Raw genomic sequence first — 19,126 nt, forward strand, 5'->3', positions numbered from 1 at the left:
TCCCTGCTTTCCCTTTTTCAATTTCCATCGTACCATGCCGGTGACTAGTTATCCTTACGCTGAACTTACGTTTTTCTACTGGCGAGCTTACATTTTTGTCACGGTACTAGTTGCAGTAGTGTTAGCCGAATTAAGATATAATAGGATTAAGGATATGGAGGCGTATGGAATGAAGATGAAGATAATGATCGTAGAAGACGACCCGACTATTCGGGGGTTAATCGGCGAGACCGTCGGGAAGTGGGGATACGAATCCGTGACCAATTTCAAGACATCCTTGTCGTCCTGCAAATAGACAAACGGGTTATAGCCATGCGAACGATGCGGGTGAATCAGGTCCAGCACTTTGATGTCATAGCCTTTGGCTTTAAGCAGATGACCGGTGTCCCGCAATATTTCCCCCTTTGGGTCCAGAACGACGTAAGAGGTCGAGGCTTGCATCACATTCGGCTTAGCATAGAACCGTGTTTTGCCCGCGCCGGAGCCGCCGACAACCAACACGTTCAGGTTCCGGCGATGCTTGCGGCCATCCAGACCGATTTTGACCCGCTGCGTCAAAATTTTGTTTTGTTCCGTCCGTCTGTCTCGATACTTGGCATTGACGGTTTTCGCTCGGCCCCAGCGGGCGCTGCCGTGCTCTTCCCGCCGACGATAATTCCGTGGTGTCGCCAAATAAACCCCAGCGCAAAGCCCATAGATCAGCGCAAAAATCAACAAGCAGCGGGGCGTATCGTCCACCCACTCTATGTTAAGCGGCTGGCGCATCGCCGTGCTGAGATGGACCAACATACTCGGCAATCCTTCTGACCATGCGGGAGCAACCAACAGGGCCAACCAGATGACGGGAATAAAAAAAGCCGCAAAGAGTATCAAATTACTCCTTGCGGCTTCATCGCGTTTCATAATGCCTCCAGCGCTTTTTATTTAGAAGTGGGGCATCAATCATTTTTAACAATAAATCATCCACGGCATCCGTCGGTCGTTTCTCACCGATTAAGTCATTTCGTAACGCATTCAGCGCATGGACGACTATCCCGTGCTCATAATGATTCAAAGACAAGATTCGTTCCTGTTTTTTCATAGCACTCCCTCCAGACAAAACTTAGCGAACCGGATCGGATCGTTTAGGCTGGCGCTGTTGTGACAGGTTCCGGTTCATTCTCTGGGATGTTTGTTGAAAAGCTTCCTTCATGAGCGTCAACTCGGCACGAACTTGCTGCGGTTCCAACCCGTTCCACTTCTCCGGCGCTCGATCAAAGCGGAAGGTGTCGGTTGCAACACCAAATTGCCTGCACAACATATAAGAAGCGGAGTAGGCAACAAACTCGTTATCTGAGCGGTTGTACCGTCCATCGCCACGATCCAGTTCAGCATGTGTCAGTTCTTGGGCAAGCGCTCGAAAAATATCGCCGGCCTCAAGCCCGCGACGAATGGTAATGTTTTTTGGTTCTGGCTGATAGAACGCGTGCTTTTCCGATGGCAACGCATCACCAATGCCAATCGGAACAGGGGCGAGGTCAATTAACGCTTTAATACGGGCGCGATCATCCGGGAATGCCGGTTCTTCCCGTTTCAACGCGGCGGTCGTTTGCGCAATATCAAACATCTTTTTCGGATTGTAGCTGATACCGGTGCTGCCATCCTGCTTTTGATAGGTTTCGCCCGGTTCCAGAATGTAAAACCCTGTTTCCTTTCGACGAATGAATACCCCTTGTTCCTTCCATGTGTCAAAATCGGCAATGCGAGTCGCGTTTGGCCGCTGCGCCAGAATCAGCAACGCATTGGCCACGCTATAGCGGTCAAAGCGGCTCTGGACATCCAAATATTGCTGGAACGCCTCACCGTTCTGCATCACCGACAAGGTGGTGGCATCAATCGTATCATATGTCCATTGCCGCAGCTCCTGTTTCTTTTGCACCCATGCTTCTTTATCGAAGGATGGTTCGGTTGTACGGAAAGAAGAGGAAGCCGCAGCATCCTGTCGGAATAAATCATCCAGTTCGCTCATTTGGCTTTCCCTCGCTTTCGTCCTTTTGCTTTGTTGGCTTGTTGTTTATCGGCGGCTATCCGCTCCTTTCGAGACGGCAACGGTTCCGCTTGTTCCCGCGGCTGTCTGTCTTTCTCCCATATCCTTTGCTGGCGGTTCTCTTCGCGTATTTCCCGCAATAATTGACGGACGGACACTCGCTCCGGCTCTTGACGAGAAGGTGGATCAGTATCCCTTGCGGTAACCTCGTTGCGCTCGAAGGTATTCTCGGACGGATGGGACGTTTCCGCCGGTTCCTTCTCCGCTGTTGAATGGTCGTCCTCCGATGGAGTCGGCTCCGGCAGTTCGGACTTTCCCATCAGCTCATCCAACAAGTCGTCTGTATTCCTTTCTTCTGCGACTTCCTTCGGCAGTTCTTGTTCCTGAACTTGCTCGTGACCTGGTTCATGTCCTTGTTCCACAGCAGGCGCTTCGGACATTCCACTGGATTTTTCAATTTCACTCTTAATTTTGGCGGTATCCACAGTGGCCAAGTGGAAACGCTCCACGATCCGATTGATTTTGGACGCATCCTCCGCCCGGACCATCACATCGCACATCCCGTCCACGTTCTTTTTGTCGCGCAAAGCACAGTACAACACGCCATACCGCTTGGCTTCCTTACAGAAGGTTGCCAGGTCTTCGTTTTTGACCGCAAATACCTTTAATTCTTTCCCGCTGCGCAGCAAACCCTCCAACCGGATGCTGCCCTTTGTTCGTTTCTGCCCTTGCAAGGCCGCAAACAAATATACTGCCAAATGCTTAGCGCCTTCGCCGGAAATCTTGGCCATGACTTCGATGCTTTTCAAGCTCATGTTGACGACCTGATTGGCGGCTTCCGTTTCGGTACTCATCGAAAACTTCCTCCTTTCGATCCTGTGCGCCACTTCTGTTTAACGTCTCTCGTAGTTCTCCTGAACGCTCCAAAATGCCTTGAACCAGCTTCACCTCTTTTCGAAGCGAGGCAAGCCGTTTAGAACAAACAGCAATTTGCGTTTTGTATTGTTCTCGCAGGCCCGCATCCTTGCAGCGGCGAATTCGGTTGTACAACGACTTGCGCTTCTGGTGCAGAGATTGGATTTGTTCCTCCAACCCGTCATGAAAAGTGAGAAGCTCCTCTTGATGGGTGAGGCGGTACTTGCATAGCAGCTTGGTTTGCTCCATCAATACCGACAAGTGTCTCAAATCCTCCCGAAGTCTAAAGGATGGCTTTTTGACAGGCTTTCGTTTTCTAGGAAGCACACCCATTTCAAACAAGTAGCGGATATATAAAGCTTGCAAACCGCGCAACTTGCGACCAGCCCGAACATAACCCTTACATACTGCTCGTCGTCTGCGAACATGGGGTGGCTTCTCCCGTTCAGGCAATTGGTTTCGCAATATTCGCTGCTTGATCGCTTCCTCGGTGTAGCCATCGCCTAGACTGCGCAAACGGACAAAGCGTGTCTTTCCAGGCGCCCGTATCGCCACATGTTTGACCGCCGTTTTAAGCTCATAGCCTTGCTTTTGTAAATGGGCAAAAAACTGTGTCATCGTCATGGAAGATGCGATAGCCTGATCGATGTCCTGCCGAATTAGCCCTCTCCATGTTGGCTTTCGCTCACGTTCCGCTTTCCATTCTCCATAATGCTTGGCTTTGCCCGATTCGGGATGCTCGATCACCGACAAGTGATGTTCCTGGCAAAGCCGGTCGGATGTCTGTCTCAGCAGGGCATAGGAAGCTTTGTTGTCGTAATACCGTTTCCCATCCACAAAGGAAACCGAGTTTAACACAAAGTGATTGTGCACATGCTGTTTATCCAAATGGGTCGATACGACGACTTCAAAGCGCTCCCCCCACAACTTCTGTGCCAGTTTAACACCGATGGTATGGGCGATTTGCGGCGTTGTCTCCCCCGGCGCAAACGCTTGATAGGCGTGAAAGGCCAAAATGCCGTCCGTCTTAAAAAACTGCCGCTTCGTCCGCTGCATCTGCTCATAAGCCGTTGACGGATCGCAGTTGACACCGCTGACATATAGTTGCTTCTCCGTCTTGGCATCCGCCTGTGTATATGCGAGTACCTGCTCCAAACCTCCGCCTTCGCTACGTTCTGCTGTCTTGTCGGGATTTGCGGCGTAATCCAGCACCCGCTTTAGCCTGTCGGTCACACCCCAGATTGCGGTCGTTGCCACGCGAAATTCCCCCCCTACGGCGGATGCACATTTGGATTCACTGGTGGCCTTCGTTCCGGTTCGGTTACAGCCTGTTGAATCTGCTGGACTGCGCGGCGCAAGCGGTCGGCTTCCACCTGAAATGCAGCCCGTTCCAGATGTCCAGTCGTATGGGCCTTCACAGTGAGTTGATTCAGGTTATTCCCAATAGCGTTCAGTTCACGCATCATCGCGAAATAATCCAGGGGCGGTAGCGGTTTGGGAGTATACCCATTGATCAGTGCCCGAATGTACGCTTCCCGAGAAAGTCCCGTTTTTTTCACTTCTCTCATAAGGCGAGCATGCTCGCTTTCATTTAAGCGAACCAGAAAAGAGATTGGTCGTTTCCTCATTAGCATCACCCCTTTCCGAAAATGAGCTACCGACAGAAAATCTCATCGCCGCGGGACAATTCGAGCATCGAGGCAATAGCATCGTGCGAACGGGGTCTTAGGGGCTATGCCCCTAACAAGCGAATTTGGATATCCAAATTCAGTGCTTGCTACAACACGAGACAGTCGTCTCGCGTTGCCTTCAAGGCACCTGCCGGGAAAAAGAGAGGGACCCAAAAAACACAAAAAAGACGCCGATCCGCTCAGCGCCTTCCTTCGAACTTTTTTGTTATCTCACCAACCAGCGATAATCCTGACGGCAGTCTACAATGTAATCGACATACACGATTTCATCCTGAATTTGATATAACACCAGATACCATTTTTCCACGAACATCTTGTGATACTTGTTTGACGGGATAAATTCCGCTTCCAGAAAAGGATAGCGCTCCGGCATTCGCGCCAAGGAACGTATCGCTTGCAGTAATTCGTTTTTCGTTTTTCGCGCGGCATCCGGACTTTTCTCCGCAAGAAATCGCACATGAGTCGCCAGCATTTGGCGGGCGCGATCGGAGACGATGATCTTATAACGGGGCATCTTTTCCATGCTGCACCTCGTCAATAATGCCCTCCAGGTAAGCGTCCAGTTCATCCGGCGTCACGCCAACACGGCCCGCCAAACGATCTTCTTGCACAGCGAGCAGTTCTTCACGCAGCTTTAACATCTTCTCGCGACGGGAAAACGTATCAATGTCCATTACGACAAGATCGCCTTCACCGTTCTTGGTCAGATAAACCGGTTCCCCGGATGTTTTGCATAGATCGGCGATTTCATTATAGTTTTGCCGGATACTGGCGGAAGGTTTGATAATCATCTTGGTCACTCCTTGCATAGCTGTATATTGATTTTATTATACCTATTACATGCTATACAATCAATGCGGCTGCACTTATCCCCATATATTCACATCTTATCCACATGATGTGAAAATTTTCCGTAGCCCAGAAAGAAAAGACGCCAACCGTTCAGCGTCTACCGCTATCGGGATGGTTCACCGCGTCTTCTTCGGAATTCCATCAAATCGTTGTTTACATCCTTTCCGAACTTAGGCGGCTCATCGGATATGAGAAGGGCGGGGGAGAGGAGCCTCTGTATCGTGGCTGCCGCCAATCGCCCCGGCTCATCATTGTCCAGGTGCAGGACAAGTCGATTCACCTGGGGAAAGCACTGCAAGTAATGCGTTAGGGCAGACGGGGGAGTAGAGTCCTCCCCATTTGTCCTGGGCCTGTATATTCCGGCCAGCGACAGCTTATGCGCCTGCCGCCAATCCCGGCCAGCGAGATGTTCCAGCGTACAGTAGGATAAGAGATCAATAGCGCTCTCAAACAGATGCAGTTCCGTACAGTTTCCCGAGGCCGGAATGGAAAACGAATACCGCTTGTCGCTGCCAGCGGCTTCCCCCATATAACGAGTGCTTGTCGTACCGCGTATCGCCGCATAGCGCGGCGTTCCTTGCTGGTCGAAACCGACGAATACCGCGTTGTGATAGCGGCGGCTTTCATACAAACGCCCCGTTTCGAGACAGTAGTCGATCAACGTGCGATGGATACCACGTTTGCTGAGATAGGCCATGACGCGATGCGATGTACGATTCGGTTCAGGAAGTTCAAACCGCGCTGGAGATGAGCGTTGTTGCAAAGATTGCGAAAATGCAGGTGCGCTGCCTGGATGAACGCCTTCCATTTGCAGCACCGCATCGGGAAAAGACATGCCCCGCACTTTGATCAAATAGTCCAGCGCCGAGCGCCCGCCGATCCCCCTTGACCACCAGTACCATTTACCGTTGGAAATTTTCAAGCTGTCGTGTGTCCGGGTGGTGTAGACATTGCGGGAGCATCGGACCAGTTCTGCCGGCTCGTACATTTGCAAATATGTGAGCAGGTCCAGTCTTTTGGCACGTTCGATCTGTTCCTTGTTTACATAGCTCATTGCCGCAGCTCCTTTTGGAAATCCAGGCAGCGTCCGATGGGGTTATGGTTCATCGTGCCTTACCCCTCTTTTTGGGGTACGTATAAGCTCTGCCTTCCTTCAACTTCGTAACGCCTTTCTTGTTCATGAATGCGTCTAAATCGCCTTCATGAACTTGACTGGTCACCCCGTTTGAGTCGCGGATGTAATAATACGTGTCGCCAAATCCGTTTTTCTCTTTGGATATCAACTCCAACGATGGCACGGTTTCTCCCTCCTTGATCAAGCTGGTTCCGTAACCAAAAGGCGGCAAAATCGGACAAAAGCATCCGCCGCTTGGGCTGGCATACAACATGTTCATTCCTCCGGAAACGAGAAAAGGACCCCAAAACCGGAGTCCCATTCGTCATGAAATTGATAATTTTAACAAGTGAGCGATCTTCGACCTGTGAAATGCTCGCACCGATACCATGTTCTTCTCCGTAATGGTCAGCATGAAGTTCCCTTTCAGGGGGAGGAACGACGGTGTCAGGCCGTTATCGCCCACGGCCCACCACTCGCCGTTCGGGCGCTTCCGGTTCTTCGTCCGGAACGCTGTCCACGGCTTCATTCTCCCGCTTATCCATATTAAGCAGGGCATTCAGTTCCGCGAGTCGCGCCGATTTCGTTAGCAGCTCCTGTTCTTTCTCGAAAGGAGCTTCGACTTGTTCCTTCGCTGTTTCCATCTGCTGGAGCAGCGTGGAGAGTTGCTGGCGGCTATGTTCCAGTTTGGCTGGCAAATCCGCCAACATATTGTTCAACCGGGTGATGTTGCCGCCTGCATCCATCCCTAGCGAGATGGTATGGTCCAATGCGCCGCGCAGGGTCGCCTTGTATTCTTTATGGAAGCTGTCAAAGGATAACCATAGGGAAAAACCGAGATAACTGCCCGCCTCCTGCGGCTCGGATGAAGTCATTCCCTTGCACGCCTCCAGCAAGGCCGCGCCTGCTGCCGCTCTCTCCGTGTAGGTAAAATCCTTAATGACCATACCTGGGAACTTGGATTCATCCGTTCCCTCCGGCACAGCCGATTTGGAACGCAGATATAGAGCGACATCCTGTTCATATCCGGCAATTCGATCTTCTGTAGATTTGACTTGTTGCGGCAATACTTTCAGCAACCGATCCTCCAATGCGTAGCGTTGGCTCAAGTGATTAGCCTTGAGCAGCTTAAGCTTGGAAACCTGGATATCCAGGTCCATCTTCTCTTTGATATACGGATTACCGGTTGCCAGCGCCTTGACTTCGGCATAAGAAAGGGCTGCTTCATCGATATCCTCGGCAGAACGTACCGGCGATTTACTGGTCATGATTTGCGAGATAAAGCGCTGTTTATTCTCCAGCGTCTGATACAAATAAGCGTCGAACGTGTTCTCCGTCACATACCGAAAAATGTGTACCTCGCTATTCTCATTGCCTTGCCGGATAATGCGTCCGCTTCGCTGCTCCAGGTCGCGCGGGCGCCAAGGGCAATCGAGATCATGAAGCGCAATCAGCTTCGTTTGCACATTGGTGCCCGCCCCCATTTTAAATGTCGATCCGAGCAGTATACGAATCTGGCCAGTCCGCACCTTGGCGAACAGTTCCTTTTTCTTCACCTCGGTGTTGGCATCGTGAATGTACGCAATCTCCTCGGTAGGCACCCCTTTCTCTGTCAGCTTGCGTCGCAGTTCGTCATACACATTGAACGTTCCGTCTTGCTTTGGGATGGATAGATCGCAAAACACCAGTTGGGCTAGCCGCTTTTCCTCGTGTTCCTTCCATAGCCGAAACACATTGTCCGCACAAACGCTCACTTTACTGCCTTCGTCATCGGGCAACATCGGATTGGCCAGCCGTTGATCCAGTGCCAGCTTACGCCCATCATTCGTAATCTTGAGCATATTGTCTTCGTGCGGCTCTACTTCCTTGGCTCGCACCCGCTCAGCACGGTGGGCGAGATCCGCGACCATTTCCCGCTGGAAGTCGCTTGGCGGCACGGCAACATTGTGGAAATGGGATTTCGGTACGGGAAGCTGGAGCATGTCCGCCGTCTGGATGTCAGCCACTTCCTTGAACATATTCATCAGTTCCGGCAAATTGTAAAAACGGGCAAACCGGGTTTTCGCCCGATAGCCCGTTCCTTCCGGTGCCAGTTCAATCGCCGTGACCGTCTCGCCAAACGTCGAAGCCCAGGAATCAAAATGTTGCAATCCTTGCTTTCGCAGCCGCTCATATTGCAAGTAGCGCTGCATCGTATACATTTCCGTAATGGAATTGGAGATCGGCGTACCCGTCGCAAAGATGATACCCCGGCCTCCGGTCAGTTCGTCCAGATAGCGGCATTTGGCAAACATGTCCGACGACTTCTGCGCTTCGGTTTGCGACAGTCCGGCCACATTGCGCATTTTCGTGTAAAGAAACAGGTTTTTGTACGAATCGGCCTCGTCCACGAATAGCCGATCTACGCCCAGCTCCTCGAAGGTGACCACATCATCCTTGCGGCTGGTATCGTTCAGCTTTGCCAGCTTGGCTTGCAGCGTCTTCCTCGTCTTCTCCAGTTGCTTGATCGCGTACCGTTCGCCCTTGGCCTCCTTCAGCTCGCGAATGCCGCTTGTGATCTCGTAAATTTGTTCCTCCAGTTGTTGACGTTGGCGCTCCATCGATATGGGAATTTTCTCAAACTGCGAATGTCCGATGATGATCGCGTCATAGTCGCCGGTGGCAATCCGCGCGCAAAACGTTTTGCGGTTTTTCGTTTCAAAGTCCTTCTTGGTCGCCACCAGAATATTCGCCGATGGATATAGCTGCAAAAACTCCGCTGCCCACTGCTCCGTCAAATGATTAGGAACAACGAACATGCTTTTGCTGCATAAGCCAAGATGCTTGCTTTCCATGGCCGCAGCGGTCATGGCAAACGTTTTGCCTGCGCCTACACAATGAGCAAAAAGGGAATTGCCTCCATACAGCGCCCGGGCAACCGCATTGACTTGATGTTGGCGCAGCCGGATTTCCGGATTCATTCCCGTAAACCGAATATGACTGCCATCGTACTCGCGCGGGCGGATCGCATTGAAACGATCATTATACAAACGCGTTAATCGTTCCCGCCTCTGCGGGTCTTTCCAAATCCAATCGCGGAACGCTTCTTTCAGCATCTCCTGCTTTTGTTGGGCAATTGCGGTCTCTTGCTTGTTCAAAACGCGCTTTTCCACGCCATTCTCCAGCACGGTATCGAAAATGCGCACATCTCGCAAATTTAAGGTATCTTCCAAAATCTTATACGCATTCACACGATTCGTTCCGAAGGTCACGTTGGCTTTAATGTTGTTGCTGCGGTCATTGCTTTTCCCTCGGACATTCCAGGCAGCTGTATATTCGGAATACAAGACGTCGATAGACTGCCGGAACATGTATGGCGTGTCCACCAGTTCGAATATAAACTCCCGGATCACTTCCGGAGGAAGCCACGTCGCTCCTAACCGCACATCAATCTCGGAAGCATCCAAATCTTTCGGCTGCACCGCTTCTAATGCTTTGACATTTTCGCCGTACCGCTCTGCATCCATTTCGGCGGCACGCCGTGCAATCAGAAGTTTGTCACGAACGTTGCCAGACAAATAAGCATCCGCCGTTTCAAAAACCGGCTGTCCTTTCTCATCCAGTCTTTCCGGGTTGGGGAAGATCACGCCGCGCAACTCCTGAACAAGCTGTTCCGTTGTCATGTCGGTCAATTCTTGCATATAGGGGAGATCGACACGTGCTTTTTCTCCAATGGAGACGCCCAGCGCTTCCTCTGCCGTTTCCACATGCCGAACGGTCGTGCGCTGCCGAATCGTACGCTTCGTGAACATATCGGCTTTGCGTAGCAGCTTCCCTTCCTCGTCGAGCACTTCCAATGAACAAAGTAAAAAATAGGCGCTATCGTCGGCGAATGCCAGGCTGTTGGCGCGGCTGTTGATCAGACCGTATTGGGCGGTAAAACGATCATACTGCGCATTCAATTTCCGCTGCTGTTCCCGGATCTCTTCGTCGCTATAATCTTCCGTCTGGTATTCGATCAGTTCGCGCACCGTATCCCGCAATCGGATCATACCTTTGATTCGCCCGGCGGCCGTGGCCGACGTGTCCACTCGGTGCATCCGGCTGTTTTCGCGGTAATACAGTTGGCCGTCCACAAGGGTATAACTGAAATTGCGCACGGTCGGATCGGCCGGGAGGGACGTGTCTTCTTCATCCGGCATTACTTCCCTCTCAACCTCCACCCAATCGGCATGGATATTGGTCAGTGCTTCTCCCAGCAGTTCGCTTAAATTAGCATCCGGGTACGGGTTGCAAGTCGTCTCCTGTCTATTGCCATACATCCGGTCATCAAACGCCATCGTCCCAAGCACCATGTCAGGATGCGCAGCAAAGTACGCATTGATCGGCACGCCTTCGGCTGTCTCTGCCAAGCCAATCCATTCCACACTTTGTTCGGTGACAGTCACCATTCGGTCGCGCTTTTGCAGAAACAAAATATCCGCCGTCACTTCCGTTCCGGCGTTGGACTGAAAAGCGTTGTTCGGCAAACGAACCGCACCCAGCAATTCTGCCCGTTCCGCAATATACTTGCGGACAGCCGGGTTCTGTTTATCCATCGTTCCTTTGGACGTAATAAAGGCAATAATGCCGCCCGGACGCACTTTGTCCAATGTTTTCGCAAAGAAGTAATCGTGAATGAGAAACTTGTGCTTGTCGTAGCGTTTATCCGCCACACCATACCCGCCGAAAGGAACATTCCCTATGGCCAAATCAAAAAAACTGTCCGGCAAAGCGGTTTCCTCATACCCGCTGATCGCAATCGTTGCCTGCGGGTAAAGCTGCTTGGCGATGCGACCTGTGATGCTGTCCAGCTCTACACCAAATAGCTGCGAGTCTTGAAACGACTCCGGAACTAACCCGAAGAAATTGCCGATCCCGCAGGACGGCTCTAAAATATTGCCGTTGCGAAAGCCCATCCTTTCCAGGCAACCATAGATTGCTTTAATGACAACTGGAGACGTATAGTGAGCGTTCAGCGTTGATGCGCGAGCGGACGCATATTCGTCCGGTTCCAGCAACGATTGCAGTTCGGCATATTCGGCCGTCCATTGCGCGTTCGCTTCGTCAAATACTTGTGGGATTCCGCCCCATCCGACATAGCGGGCGAGAACGACCTGTTCATCCGCAGTTGCCTGGCGGCCTTCTAGCTCCAATTGTTTGAGCAAGCGAATCGCGGCTACATTAAAACCATACTTAACCTTGGCTCCGCCATGCCCTAACTGGTCATCGGTGATACGGTAATTCACCGCAGTCGTTTGCGGTGCAACAGACCGTACATCCTCGACAGCGGAAGGAGCAGAGGGTGCTTCCTCATTATGCGCCTCATCCGATACTTGTTCGGTTAACTGAAGGGATGCCGAGGCAGACTTCGGCTCATCTCCATCCGAAAGCTCCGGCTCTATTTCTTTTCCGGCAGGTTCCTCCGCTTCGGTTTCCACTCCTTGTTCATCAGTTAGCAGATGATCATTAAGCGGATTTTCACGCAGGATGCGTTCAAAATCTCGGCGTTCCAGTTCCTTGGTGAAAAGCGGAAAATGAACATCCCGCAGCATCACGTTACCGTTTTCCACCAGCAAAATCTCATATTCGTCCGCGCCAAAAAAAACCGTATCGCCGGGCGCATAGGCATAACGCGCCTGCTTCCGCTCCATCGTCTCCGACTGCTGTGAGGAGGACGGATGTTCTTGTTCCAACCGTTCGCGAGCAGACGCTTCTTCGGCCATCTGCCCGCGGCGCCCCTCCAGTTGCTCGGCAAATGCAGGAAGTCGTTCCGTTTCCAAACGATTCAGATAACGTCCCGCCGCCAGCAACTCGCCGATCCGCTTCTGTACCTTCATCCAAGGCAACACCAGCTTTTGCTCTTGATCCGTCATTGAACGTCGGGTCAACGTGATGCCTTTGCTATCATGATGCTCATAAATATCCGTGCCGATCAGTACAGGGGCGCGCCCGCCCGTGCCATATTCCCGTTTCAAAAATTCGGCGTTTTCTTTCTCCGATAACGATTGCTGAAAATGGAGAGCAATGCGATATTTACTGTTGGCAAAGCCGCTTCCTTGTTGGAGAATCGCATCGATCACCGCCTGCGGCCAGACAAAAGCGGAGGCTGTATCCGCCTCCGCCTGTTCCATAAATAAGGTTTGCTGCTGAACCGATGGCTCCGTCTTTCGTGCCGGGTCAAATTCGTTAAGTACTATCATACTGTTGATATGGCCGGCGATCACTTCCCAATCGTAAAAACTTTGTGCGGTTGGTTCGGTTGCCGGACCCGTCCAAAGATGGAGCACATTGCGATACGGTTCATACCCGATGAGAAGGTCTTCGTCCAGCGTAAGCTCGGACTGACCCGGCGCAAACAGGCTACGCACATACAACGCCCGCTCCCCTTCATTTTCATGTGCGGCGAAGAAAGCCTCGATTTCCGACTTGCTTTTCAGTAAAGGAGCGGTGCGCAGTAGATCGTTGATGGCATGATGGTCATGAAAAAACGGAAGACTCCGATCTTCCGTTTTTCGATCATACCATTTTAGTTGTAAATCAGTTCTGTCAGAATGGTCTCCTCCACCTGTTGCTTCAGGCTGTTCATGTAACCCGTCCAGCCCAGCGGATCGCTCGCTTTGTCCGGGGCCGGGTGCAGACGGAGCAGTTCGTTCATCGTCTGTTCGAGCTGCGTCCGCGCCGACCGGTCGATTTCCGTCAGATGCTGGTGCAGTTCGCCCGAGAGCAGCAGGCTGGCGTATGTGCCTTTCTTCTCGGTTTTCAGGTAGTTTTTGCGCAACATCCCATACTTGCCGATCAGTTGATGATCCTCGGTCAGTGTCAGGTCGGGCAGCAGATAGCCCCCTTGACGGGTGTAAGTCACTTCCATGTTCATCCGTCCTTTCTGGCAATCGTTTAGCTTCATTTTGTGTCAAGGCCGTTTCTCTTGCAACGGTGCGAACGTCTCTAGCCTGTGAAGTCTGACGTTCTACACGCCGCTGCACCCGTATCGTCGATTCGATTTCCCGCAGCATCATCTCCGCGATGTCGCTGATCGCTGCTCCAAGCTGCGAAAGAGCGGGCAGTGTATTGAAATTCCCGATGCCTGAAAGATCCTCCCGTCCAATATAGTGAGGGGCGTTCATACCACAGCGGGTTAGTGCCATATAGGCAACGGAATGATACACAATCTGACGGAACAGCACTTCCACAGGTTGGCGTTCCAGTTCTTCAAGCAGACTGCCCTCAAGCTCTCGAACAAGCAAATCCACATAATCCGAACTGTTGTCATCCACTGCGTTCCGGGCTGCGCTCAGCAGCGCATTCGGCCATGCCGCATCCGGTTCCTGCTCGCCAAACGCATTGTTCAACGTTTCCGTAACGACCGCTATATCGCCCGGCTCCATGCGCCAAAGCGAGACCGGTCGAGGATCTCCGCTTTGCGTGTCCGAGATATCAAACACATGCCGTAACCCAAAATGGTTGCCCCGGTCTTCGATAAGTGCAATACCTTTCGCCCCGCGTTTGACCCAACGGTTGAGCCGCTTGTTCCAGACGTCGATGGATGCGCAAGCTGTAGCATCGGGCCGCTGTGCATAGATTAATAACTGATCTTGAAACGGATACTTGTAGTTCCACGCCGCTGTCGATAAAAAATCCGCCCAACGGTCGGGATGTTCCACAACCGTGCGGGCGGTATGAACGGACAAATCAACGATATGCTGTATTTTCGCGGTCAACGGTACCTTTCTCCTTTCATAAGATCGTAATCTGATTGGCCAGTTGAATCCCCTCCTCCGAATAGCGGGTCATGATCCGAATCAAGCCCTTACTCTGCAAACGGTGCAAGTTTCGACATACCGTCGAAGGAGAAAAACCTACATCGATTGCCATTTTTGTACTGGACAGGTAGACCGACTTGTGTCGCCCGCCCTATCCAGCAATAGCCGTACAACAGCTTTGCAGCTGGCGGGACGGCTGCTCCCGCGATCAGCATGTAGCGTGCTAGATCATTCATTGTACGTCCTCCTTCACAAGGTTTACCGCGCCGTTCTGGTTTTGCTGAACAGATCGGCCAAGCAAGTGATTCTTGCGGTAGCAGTAGATATAGAAGCTGTAATCGCCAAGATGGGGGAAGCAGCGAATATAATAGCGATAGTGAGTGGTTTGTAAACAGAAACCACAAACATCGGAATGCCATGCGCCGGGGATACGTGCTTCCGGGTGCCGCCTGCAATAGGCTCGCATCTCATTCAAATTGAGCAAAAGTCCTTGCCATTGCAAATGTTGCACAAGTGCCGCCAGTTCCTGGCGAAAGGCAAGCGTCCTCCGTTCCCCGGCATGATCCGACCATGACATCCAAAACTGATCGTCATCAGTGCCGAAATCTCCTCGCAAATGACCGATATAGCTGAGTTCCTTGCTTTGAGTCGCGATCGCTGAATAGAAGTAAGGTGTCTCTTCCGATGCTAACGGTTGAAGTTCGCCAAACATCGCCCGAACCTCCGTTTCCACTAACGTTGCTGTTCCGTTTTTTTCTTCTGCACGGCTGACGCTTGCCGCTGCTGCTCCGTCACGCGCTCCGGCCGGGCGTAGCAGTATAAGTAAAAGTTGTAATCCCCGGCAAAAGGAAAGCATCGCAAATAGTAGCGGTGATCCTGCGTCTCCATGCGGAAGCCGTACACATCTGTGCTCCAAGCGCCGCCGATCCGTGCTTCCGGATGCTGGCTGCAGAACCGAAGCATATGCCGACGGCTTTTCAGCACGCCCTGATCGCCGATCACTTGAAACGCCTTGCCCAATTCTTCTTGAAATGTAGGCGTTTCAAAAGGTGAGTTCCGGGGAAACCAGGTCACCCAGAACTCTTCGCCCGACCGTCCAAAATCGCCGCGCAGATGACCGATGCATCCGCGCGCAATGCCCTCCTCAGCAGACGAGGAATAAAAATAAGCCGCCTCCTCCGGTGCGGCACTTTGTAACCTTTCCATTTGATCTATCCTCCCGGCTGGTGAATTTAATGGGTACCCCCTGTTCCAAAGTCATCATAAGAAGACAGGTCGGCATGATAGAACACCATATCGCCGTCCTGCAAACTAAACGTTGCTCCATACGGGTCGACAAAGCGATGCTGAAACCCTTCTCGTCGCCATTGATTGCTGAGCGGCGCGTGGATATACTGCAAATGCGGTTGATTCACATTCTGATTGCGAATCGTTTCGATATTGAAATTGACAATGATGTACCCGTCCCGCAAAAAGATAGGCGACTTATCGTCCAGCCGATTGGTGCGTCCGTACTCGGCCAAGTTGAATCCTTTGGGGACGACATACGGCGCGGCAGGTAGACTGTATTCGCCAACCCATCGCTGCACCGAAGCATGGGCACGCGAAACGTCAATGCCGGAAGGAACTTCCATACTGCCGATAAATGTCCGAAGCCGTGGCGGGAGCAACATGACATCATATCCGCCCACGTAAACGGGCTGCTGTGCATCTTTCAAAAACTGCTGAATAAACGTTTGCTGGTTGCCAGACGCACCGTTCAGCGACCAAAGGGAAGATGCCGTGTTCGTCAGTTCCTGCTGGGACATATTGCGCAAGCGGGTGTCCAGCGTCACATGACGCCGCTCCACATCTGCACTGGAGCCGATGCGAATAAAACGTTTATTCCCCGAATGATAGTACAAGTCCACCTCTTGCCGGTTCTTGCCCTTGCTGTCGACAAAGTAAAAGGTTGGCGTAATCTTGATCCCGTCGTCCGAACCGAACATATTGCCCATACTCTTCAATTCAAATTTAATATGGTAGCCGGTTTTGACAGCCACGTTTTTCTTGCCGGCATCCGGATGGCTCCCCGGTCGTATCGGCAACACGTAAGGAGGCTGATTCCCCCGTGCTGCGCCGTCGATGCCCTTCGTACCCACCCAATAAGCGTTGCCAGTCGGCGTTGCACTTCCTCGTTCTCTGCGAAATACGGTCTCCCAATTAAAGTCGGCAATGTCTGTGATGCGGAAATCATAGACACGGCCGATCACTTCAACCGGCACAACCTGTGTGGCCACATGGTGCGTCAAGTCTAAATTGGCGTTCATTTGTGACGTAAAGGAGGGAGGACTGTTTTCAGCAATGGTTCGGAATAGTACATCATAATTGCCCTCGTCCACCCAAACAGGTAAATAAAACGTTGTCTGAATCTGGCCGACCGGGATCGACGTCCATGTTTCTTTCGGGATCAGCGTTTTCCGATCCGCTTTGTACACGTCAAACGGAAACCATACTTGCTTGTCGCGCATATACTTGCCATAGTCGCGATTGCCGTAACCCTTTATATCCCGATGCGCTCCATTGGTTGGGATGATGACCGTAAATGGACGATCCAGAATAAGCGCGGCTCTCCCTGCGGTCGGCAGCGTTTTTTGATTATGCGCCTGATCGTCAGATACGGAAGCCTGGTTGACGACCGGCGTATGCACCGTCACCGGATTAATGCCATCAATGGGATAGCTTTGGTTCTGGCCGCCTCCAATTCCTTCGATGAGCGCATAGAAGATCGTGCCGGAGCTTGGCTGTTCGGCCTTGTTGGGTTTGCTGGCATCGATCAACAAACCGTTGCTATACAGAACATTTTGTCCGATCTCGGGCGGAGTCGGTATCTCCCTCGGGGGCGGGGCGGTTTCTTCCGTGATCCGGTTGTCCATAATCGTTTGCCCGTTAAAGATCAGTGAGTCATTTTTCACTTTGATTTTTCCGACAGCCTGTTCCGCTGCGTTGGTCCAATCCTCATTCGGCACAGATGGACGGCTGGAACCTCCTTGAATCGTTTGCCCAGGCAGCGTCACATTTTGATAGACCGGATCGATAATATGAGCCTGATGGGTGGCGTCGTGAGAAACCGAGACCCTTGGCTGCGCGTAGCCGTTCGGCTTCAAGGTAACTTGTCCGCTGGGTAACGCGTAGTTGGAAACCTCTGCTTTTTGCAAGCCATATACCTCCAGACGATCAATGAGCCAGTAGCTGTACTTGCGCTCCACGGTATAGCTTTTCGTTACGGTTTGTGTATCCGAGCGTGAAACAGGCACTCTGGTTGGATTGCCTTCGCTGTCCGGGGGACCGGAAACGTATTCCGTCCAGCGCAGCGTGTATGTTCGACTAACGGTAATCGGGTACGTCTTCGTCCCTTTGATTTCCGTAAATTTGTTTCGGTACAGATACGCTTTGGCATTCGCTTGAACATAAAGACTCTCCGATGTCGGGATGCCTTGAAGCACGTCGAAGCGTTCCGCACCGCGAGTATCCGCTTGGATCACAGCCGAAGCATCGGGATTCATCACTTCGTTTTCCTTGACAGCTCCAGGCTCTGTTTCGTCATCCGTACCGCCATTTCCCCCTTTGTATATGCCGATAAAATTGGAGCCTCCGGAACCGACAAAGATGGACCGATCCAGCAACTTGCTATCTCCTTTTTCCTGAATAAACAATTTCTCGTCGGGCTTGTTGTTGTTCGTGATATAAGACCGGATGATTTCATACGTCTGCCCGTCTTTGGTCAGTGCGGCTTCAAACGTGTGATTCACTTCATCTCCGGTCGCATATTCGCCTTTATCCACCTCTTTCAGGACTTGGCCGCCTTCTGTCATATAAATCGCCTTCACCGTATTTTCCTCATGGTATTCGGCGATTAGATTCGTTCCGCCCAGCGCGACCGTAAAGCTGCGAATGCGCACTTTTTCGTTCGTTTCCGGGTTTTCCTGCACCCACGTTTTTCGCGACGGGTCTTGCTTCGGTGATATATAGGAGCGAGCGATGGTATACGTTTTTCCATTGTCTTCGATCACCGCCGGAAATTCATGATTGATCGTTTCCCCGATCTCGAACTTTCCTTTTTCAAATGTCACATCCGGTCGGTCAATCACCCGTCCGTCTACTGTTTTAGCGATAACGTCCACCGGGAATTCCGCACTACGATATGGAATATGCAAGCCAAAGTAATCATCCAGATCGTCCGGAAATCTCCAGCCTTCCGCTTGTTTGATCCCGGACAACGTATAAAACGGACCTTTCCGCACCGAGCCGTCCGCATTGACCGATACCATCACAGCATAAAAGTAAAGATCGTCATTGTTCTGAATGCCTTCCATTCCTGCTTGCCAGAGGCGCTGCGTCACGATTTCTTCGGGGATTTCGTAGTATGATGTCAACGGTTGCCCCGGTACAGGAGGATCGGGATGCTGCCCGATTTGTCGTACTTCCTGATTCATAAACAAGGCATGCGGCCTGCTGCGCGGGTCAGCGCATTGTTTGGGCGATGTTGTGCTGCAAACTTGCTCCCGGGTCACCACCCAGCCCACCGTCCGATACCGAATCGAAGTGCTCGCCGCCGTGCTGGTGATTTCGAATTGAATCTTGCCGTCACGGATAATCACTTGCGGGGGAGCTGCCGCCGCTTGTTGAACGACGAAAAACGGCATAAAAAAAGTGCATGCCAGCAGCATGCACAGTACACGTTGATAAAGTTTTCTGTTGCTCACCG

15 protein-coding genes are annotated in these 19,126 nt (G+C 51.9%); all 15 read right to left on the bottom strand.

Annotated elements, in window-relative coordinates:
• Nucleotides 1–87: 87 nt before the first annotated feature.
• The 15 genes from GNP95_RS05735 to GNP95_RS05805 all read right to left on the bottom strand — a co-directional run bounded on the left by GNP95_RS05735 (nt 88) and on the right by GNP95_RS05805 (nt 19,124).
• Complete coding sequence (locus GNP95_RS05735; protein ID WP_007130973.1) at nt 88–903, bottom strand: type IV secretory system conjugative DNA transfer family protein; 816 nt, start codon at nt 901–903, stop codon at nt 88–90.
• Nucleotides 890–1,081 (bottom strand): hypothetical protein, encoded by a 192-nt coding sequence (locus tag GNP95_RS05740; protein ID WP_007130974.1) that lies wholly within the window; start codon nt 1,079–1,081, stop codon nt 890–892. The genes GNP95_RS05735 and GNP95_RS05740 overlap by 14 nt, the downstream gene beginning before the upstream one ends.
• Nucleotides 1,082–1,102: 21 nt before the next feature.
• The gene (locus GNP95_RS05745) at nt 1,103–2,008 is read right to left on the bottom strand and encodes a hypothetical protein (protein ID WP_155609857.1); all 906 of its coding nucleotides are present in this window, start codon (nt 2,006–2,008) and stop codon (nt 1,103–1,105) included.
• Nucleotides 2,005–2,880, bottom strand: a complete 876-nt coding sequence (locus tag GNP95_RS05750; protein WP_155609858.1) for a PcfB family protein — start codon at nt 2,878–2,880, stop codon at nt 2,005–2,007. Before GNP95_RS05750 ends, GNP95_RS05745 begins: the two co-directional genes overlap by 4 nt.
• Nucleotides 2,789–4,198: a relaxase/mobilization nuclease domain-containing protein gene (locus tag GNP95_RS05755; protein ID WP_330163271.1), complete on the bottom strand. Its 1,410-nt coding sequence runs from the start codon at nt 4,196–4,198 to the stop codon at nt 2,789–2,791. The genes GNP95_RS05750 and GNP95_RS05755 overlap by 92 nt, the downstream gene beginning before the upstream one ends.
• Before the next feature lie 14 nt (nt 4,199–4,212).
• Nucleotides 4,213–4,569 carry a plasmid mobilization protein gene (locus tag GNP95_RS05760; protein ID WP_155609859.1) on the bottom strand — a complete coding sequence of 119 codons (357 nt, stop codon included), beginning with the start codon at nt 4,567–4,569 and terminating at the stop codon, nt 4,213–4,215.
• Nucleotides 4,570–4,837: 268 nt separating this feature from the next.
• Entirely contained in the window at nt 4,838–5,155 is a 318-nt protein-coding gene (locus GNP95_RS05765; protein WP_007130979.1) for a type II toxin-antitoxin system RelE/ParE family toxin, read from the bottom strand.
• Nucleotides 5,133–5,423: a type II toxin-antitoxin system Phd/YefM family antitoxin gene (locus GNP95_RS05770; RefSeq protein WP_007130980.1), complete on the bottom strand. Its 291-nt coding sequence runs from the start codon at nt 5,421–5,423 to the stop codon at nt 5,133–5,135. Before GNP95_RS05770 ends, GNP95_RS05765 begins: the two co-directional genes overlap by 23 nt.
• Before the next feature lie 164 nt (nt 5,424–5,587).
• Entirely contained in the window at nt 5,588–6,538 is a 951-nt protein-coding gene (locus tag GNP95_RS05775) for a DUF3991 domain-containing protein (RefSeq protein ID WP_007130981.1), read from the bottom strand.
• A 49-nt stretch (nt 6,539–6,587) separates the two neighbouring features.
• Nucleotides 6,588–6,872, bottom strand: a complete 285-nt coding sequence (locus GNP95_RS05780; RefSeq protein WP_007130982.1) for a hypothetical protein — start codon at nt 6,870–6,872, stop codon at nt 6,588–6,590.
• A 181-nt stretch (nt 6,873–7,053) separates the two neighbouring features.
• Entirely contained in the window at nt 7,054–14,337 is a 7,284-nt protein-coding gene (locus GNP95_RS26830) for a DEAD/DEAH box helicase family protein (RefSeq protein ID WP_155609860.1), read from the bottom strand.
• An 89-nt stretch (nt 14,338–14,426) separates the two neighbouring features.
• A complete protein-coding gene (locus tag GNP95_RS05790) occupies nt 14,427–14,615 on the bottom strand; it encodes a hypothetical protein (RefSeq protein ID WP_007130984.1) in 189 nt (62 codons plus the stop codon).
• Nucleotides 14,612–15,091, bottom strand: coding sequence for a hypothetical protein (locus GNP95_RS05795; protein WP_007130985.1), 480 nt, complete (start codon nt 15,089–15,091; stop codon nt 14,612–14,614). The genes GNP95_RS05790 and GNP95_RS05795 overlap by 4 nt, the downstream gene beginning before the upstream one ends.
• Nucleotides 15,092–15,111: 20 nt before the next feature.
• Nucleotides 15,112–15,585, bottom strand: a complete 474-nt coding sequence (locus GNP95_RS05800; protein ID WP_007130986.1) for a hypothetical protein — start codon at nt 15,583–15,585, stop codon at nt 15,112–15,114.
• 26 nt (nt 15,586–15,611) lie between these two features.
• Nucleotides 15,612–19,124, bottom strand: a complete 3,513-nt coding sequence (locus tag GNP95_RS05805; protein WP_007130987.1) for a DUF5704 domain-containing protein — start codon at nt 19,122–19,124, stop codon at nt 15,612–15,614.
• Nucleotides 19,125–19,126 lie beyond the last annotated feature (2 nt).

It is taken from the genome of Paenibacillus woosongensis, assembly GCF_009725165.1.
Lineage (GTDB): Bacteria > Bacillota > Bacilli > Paenibacillales > Paenibacillaceae > Fontibacillus > Fontibacillus woosongensis.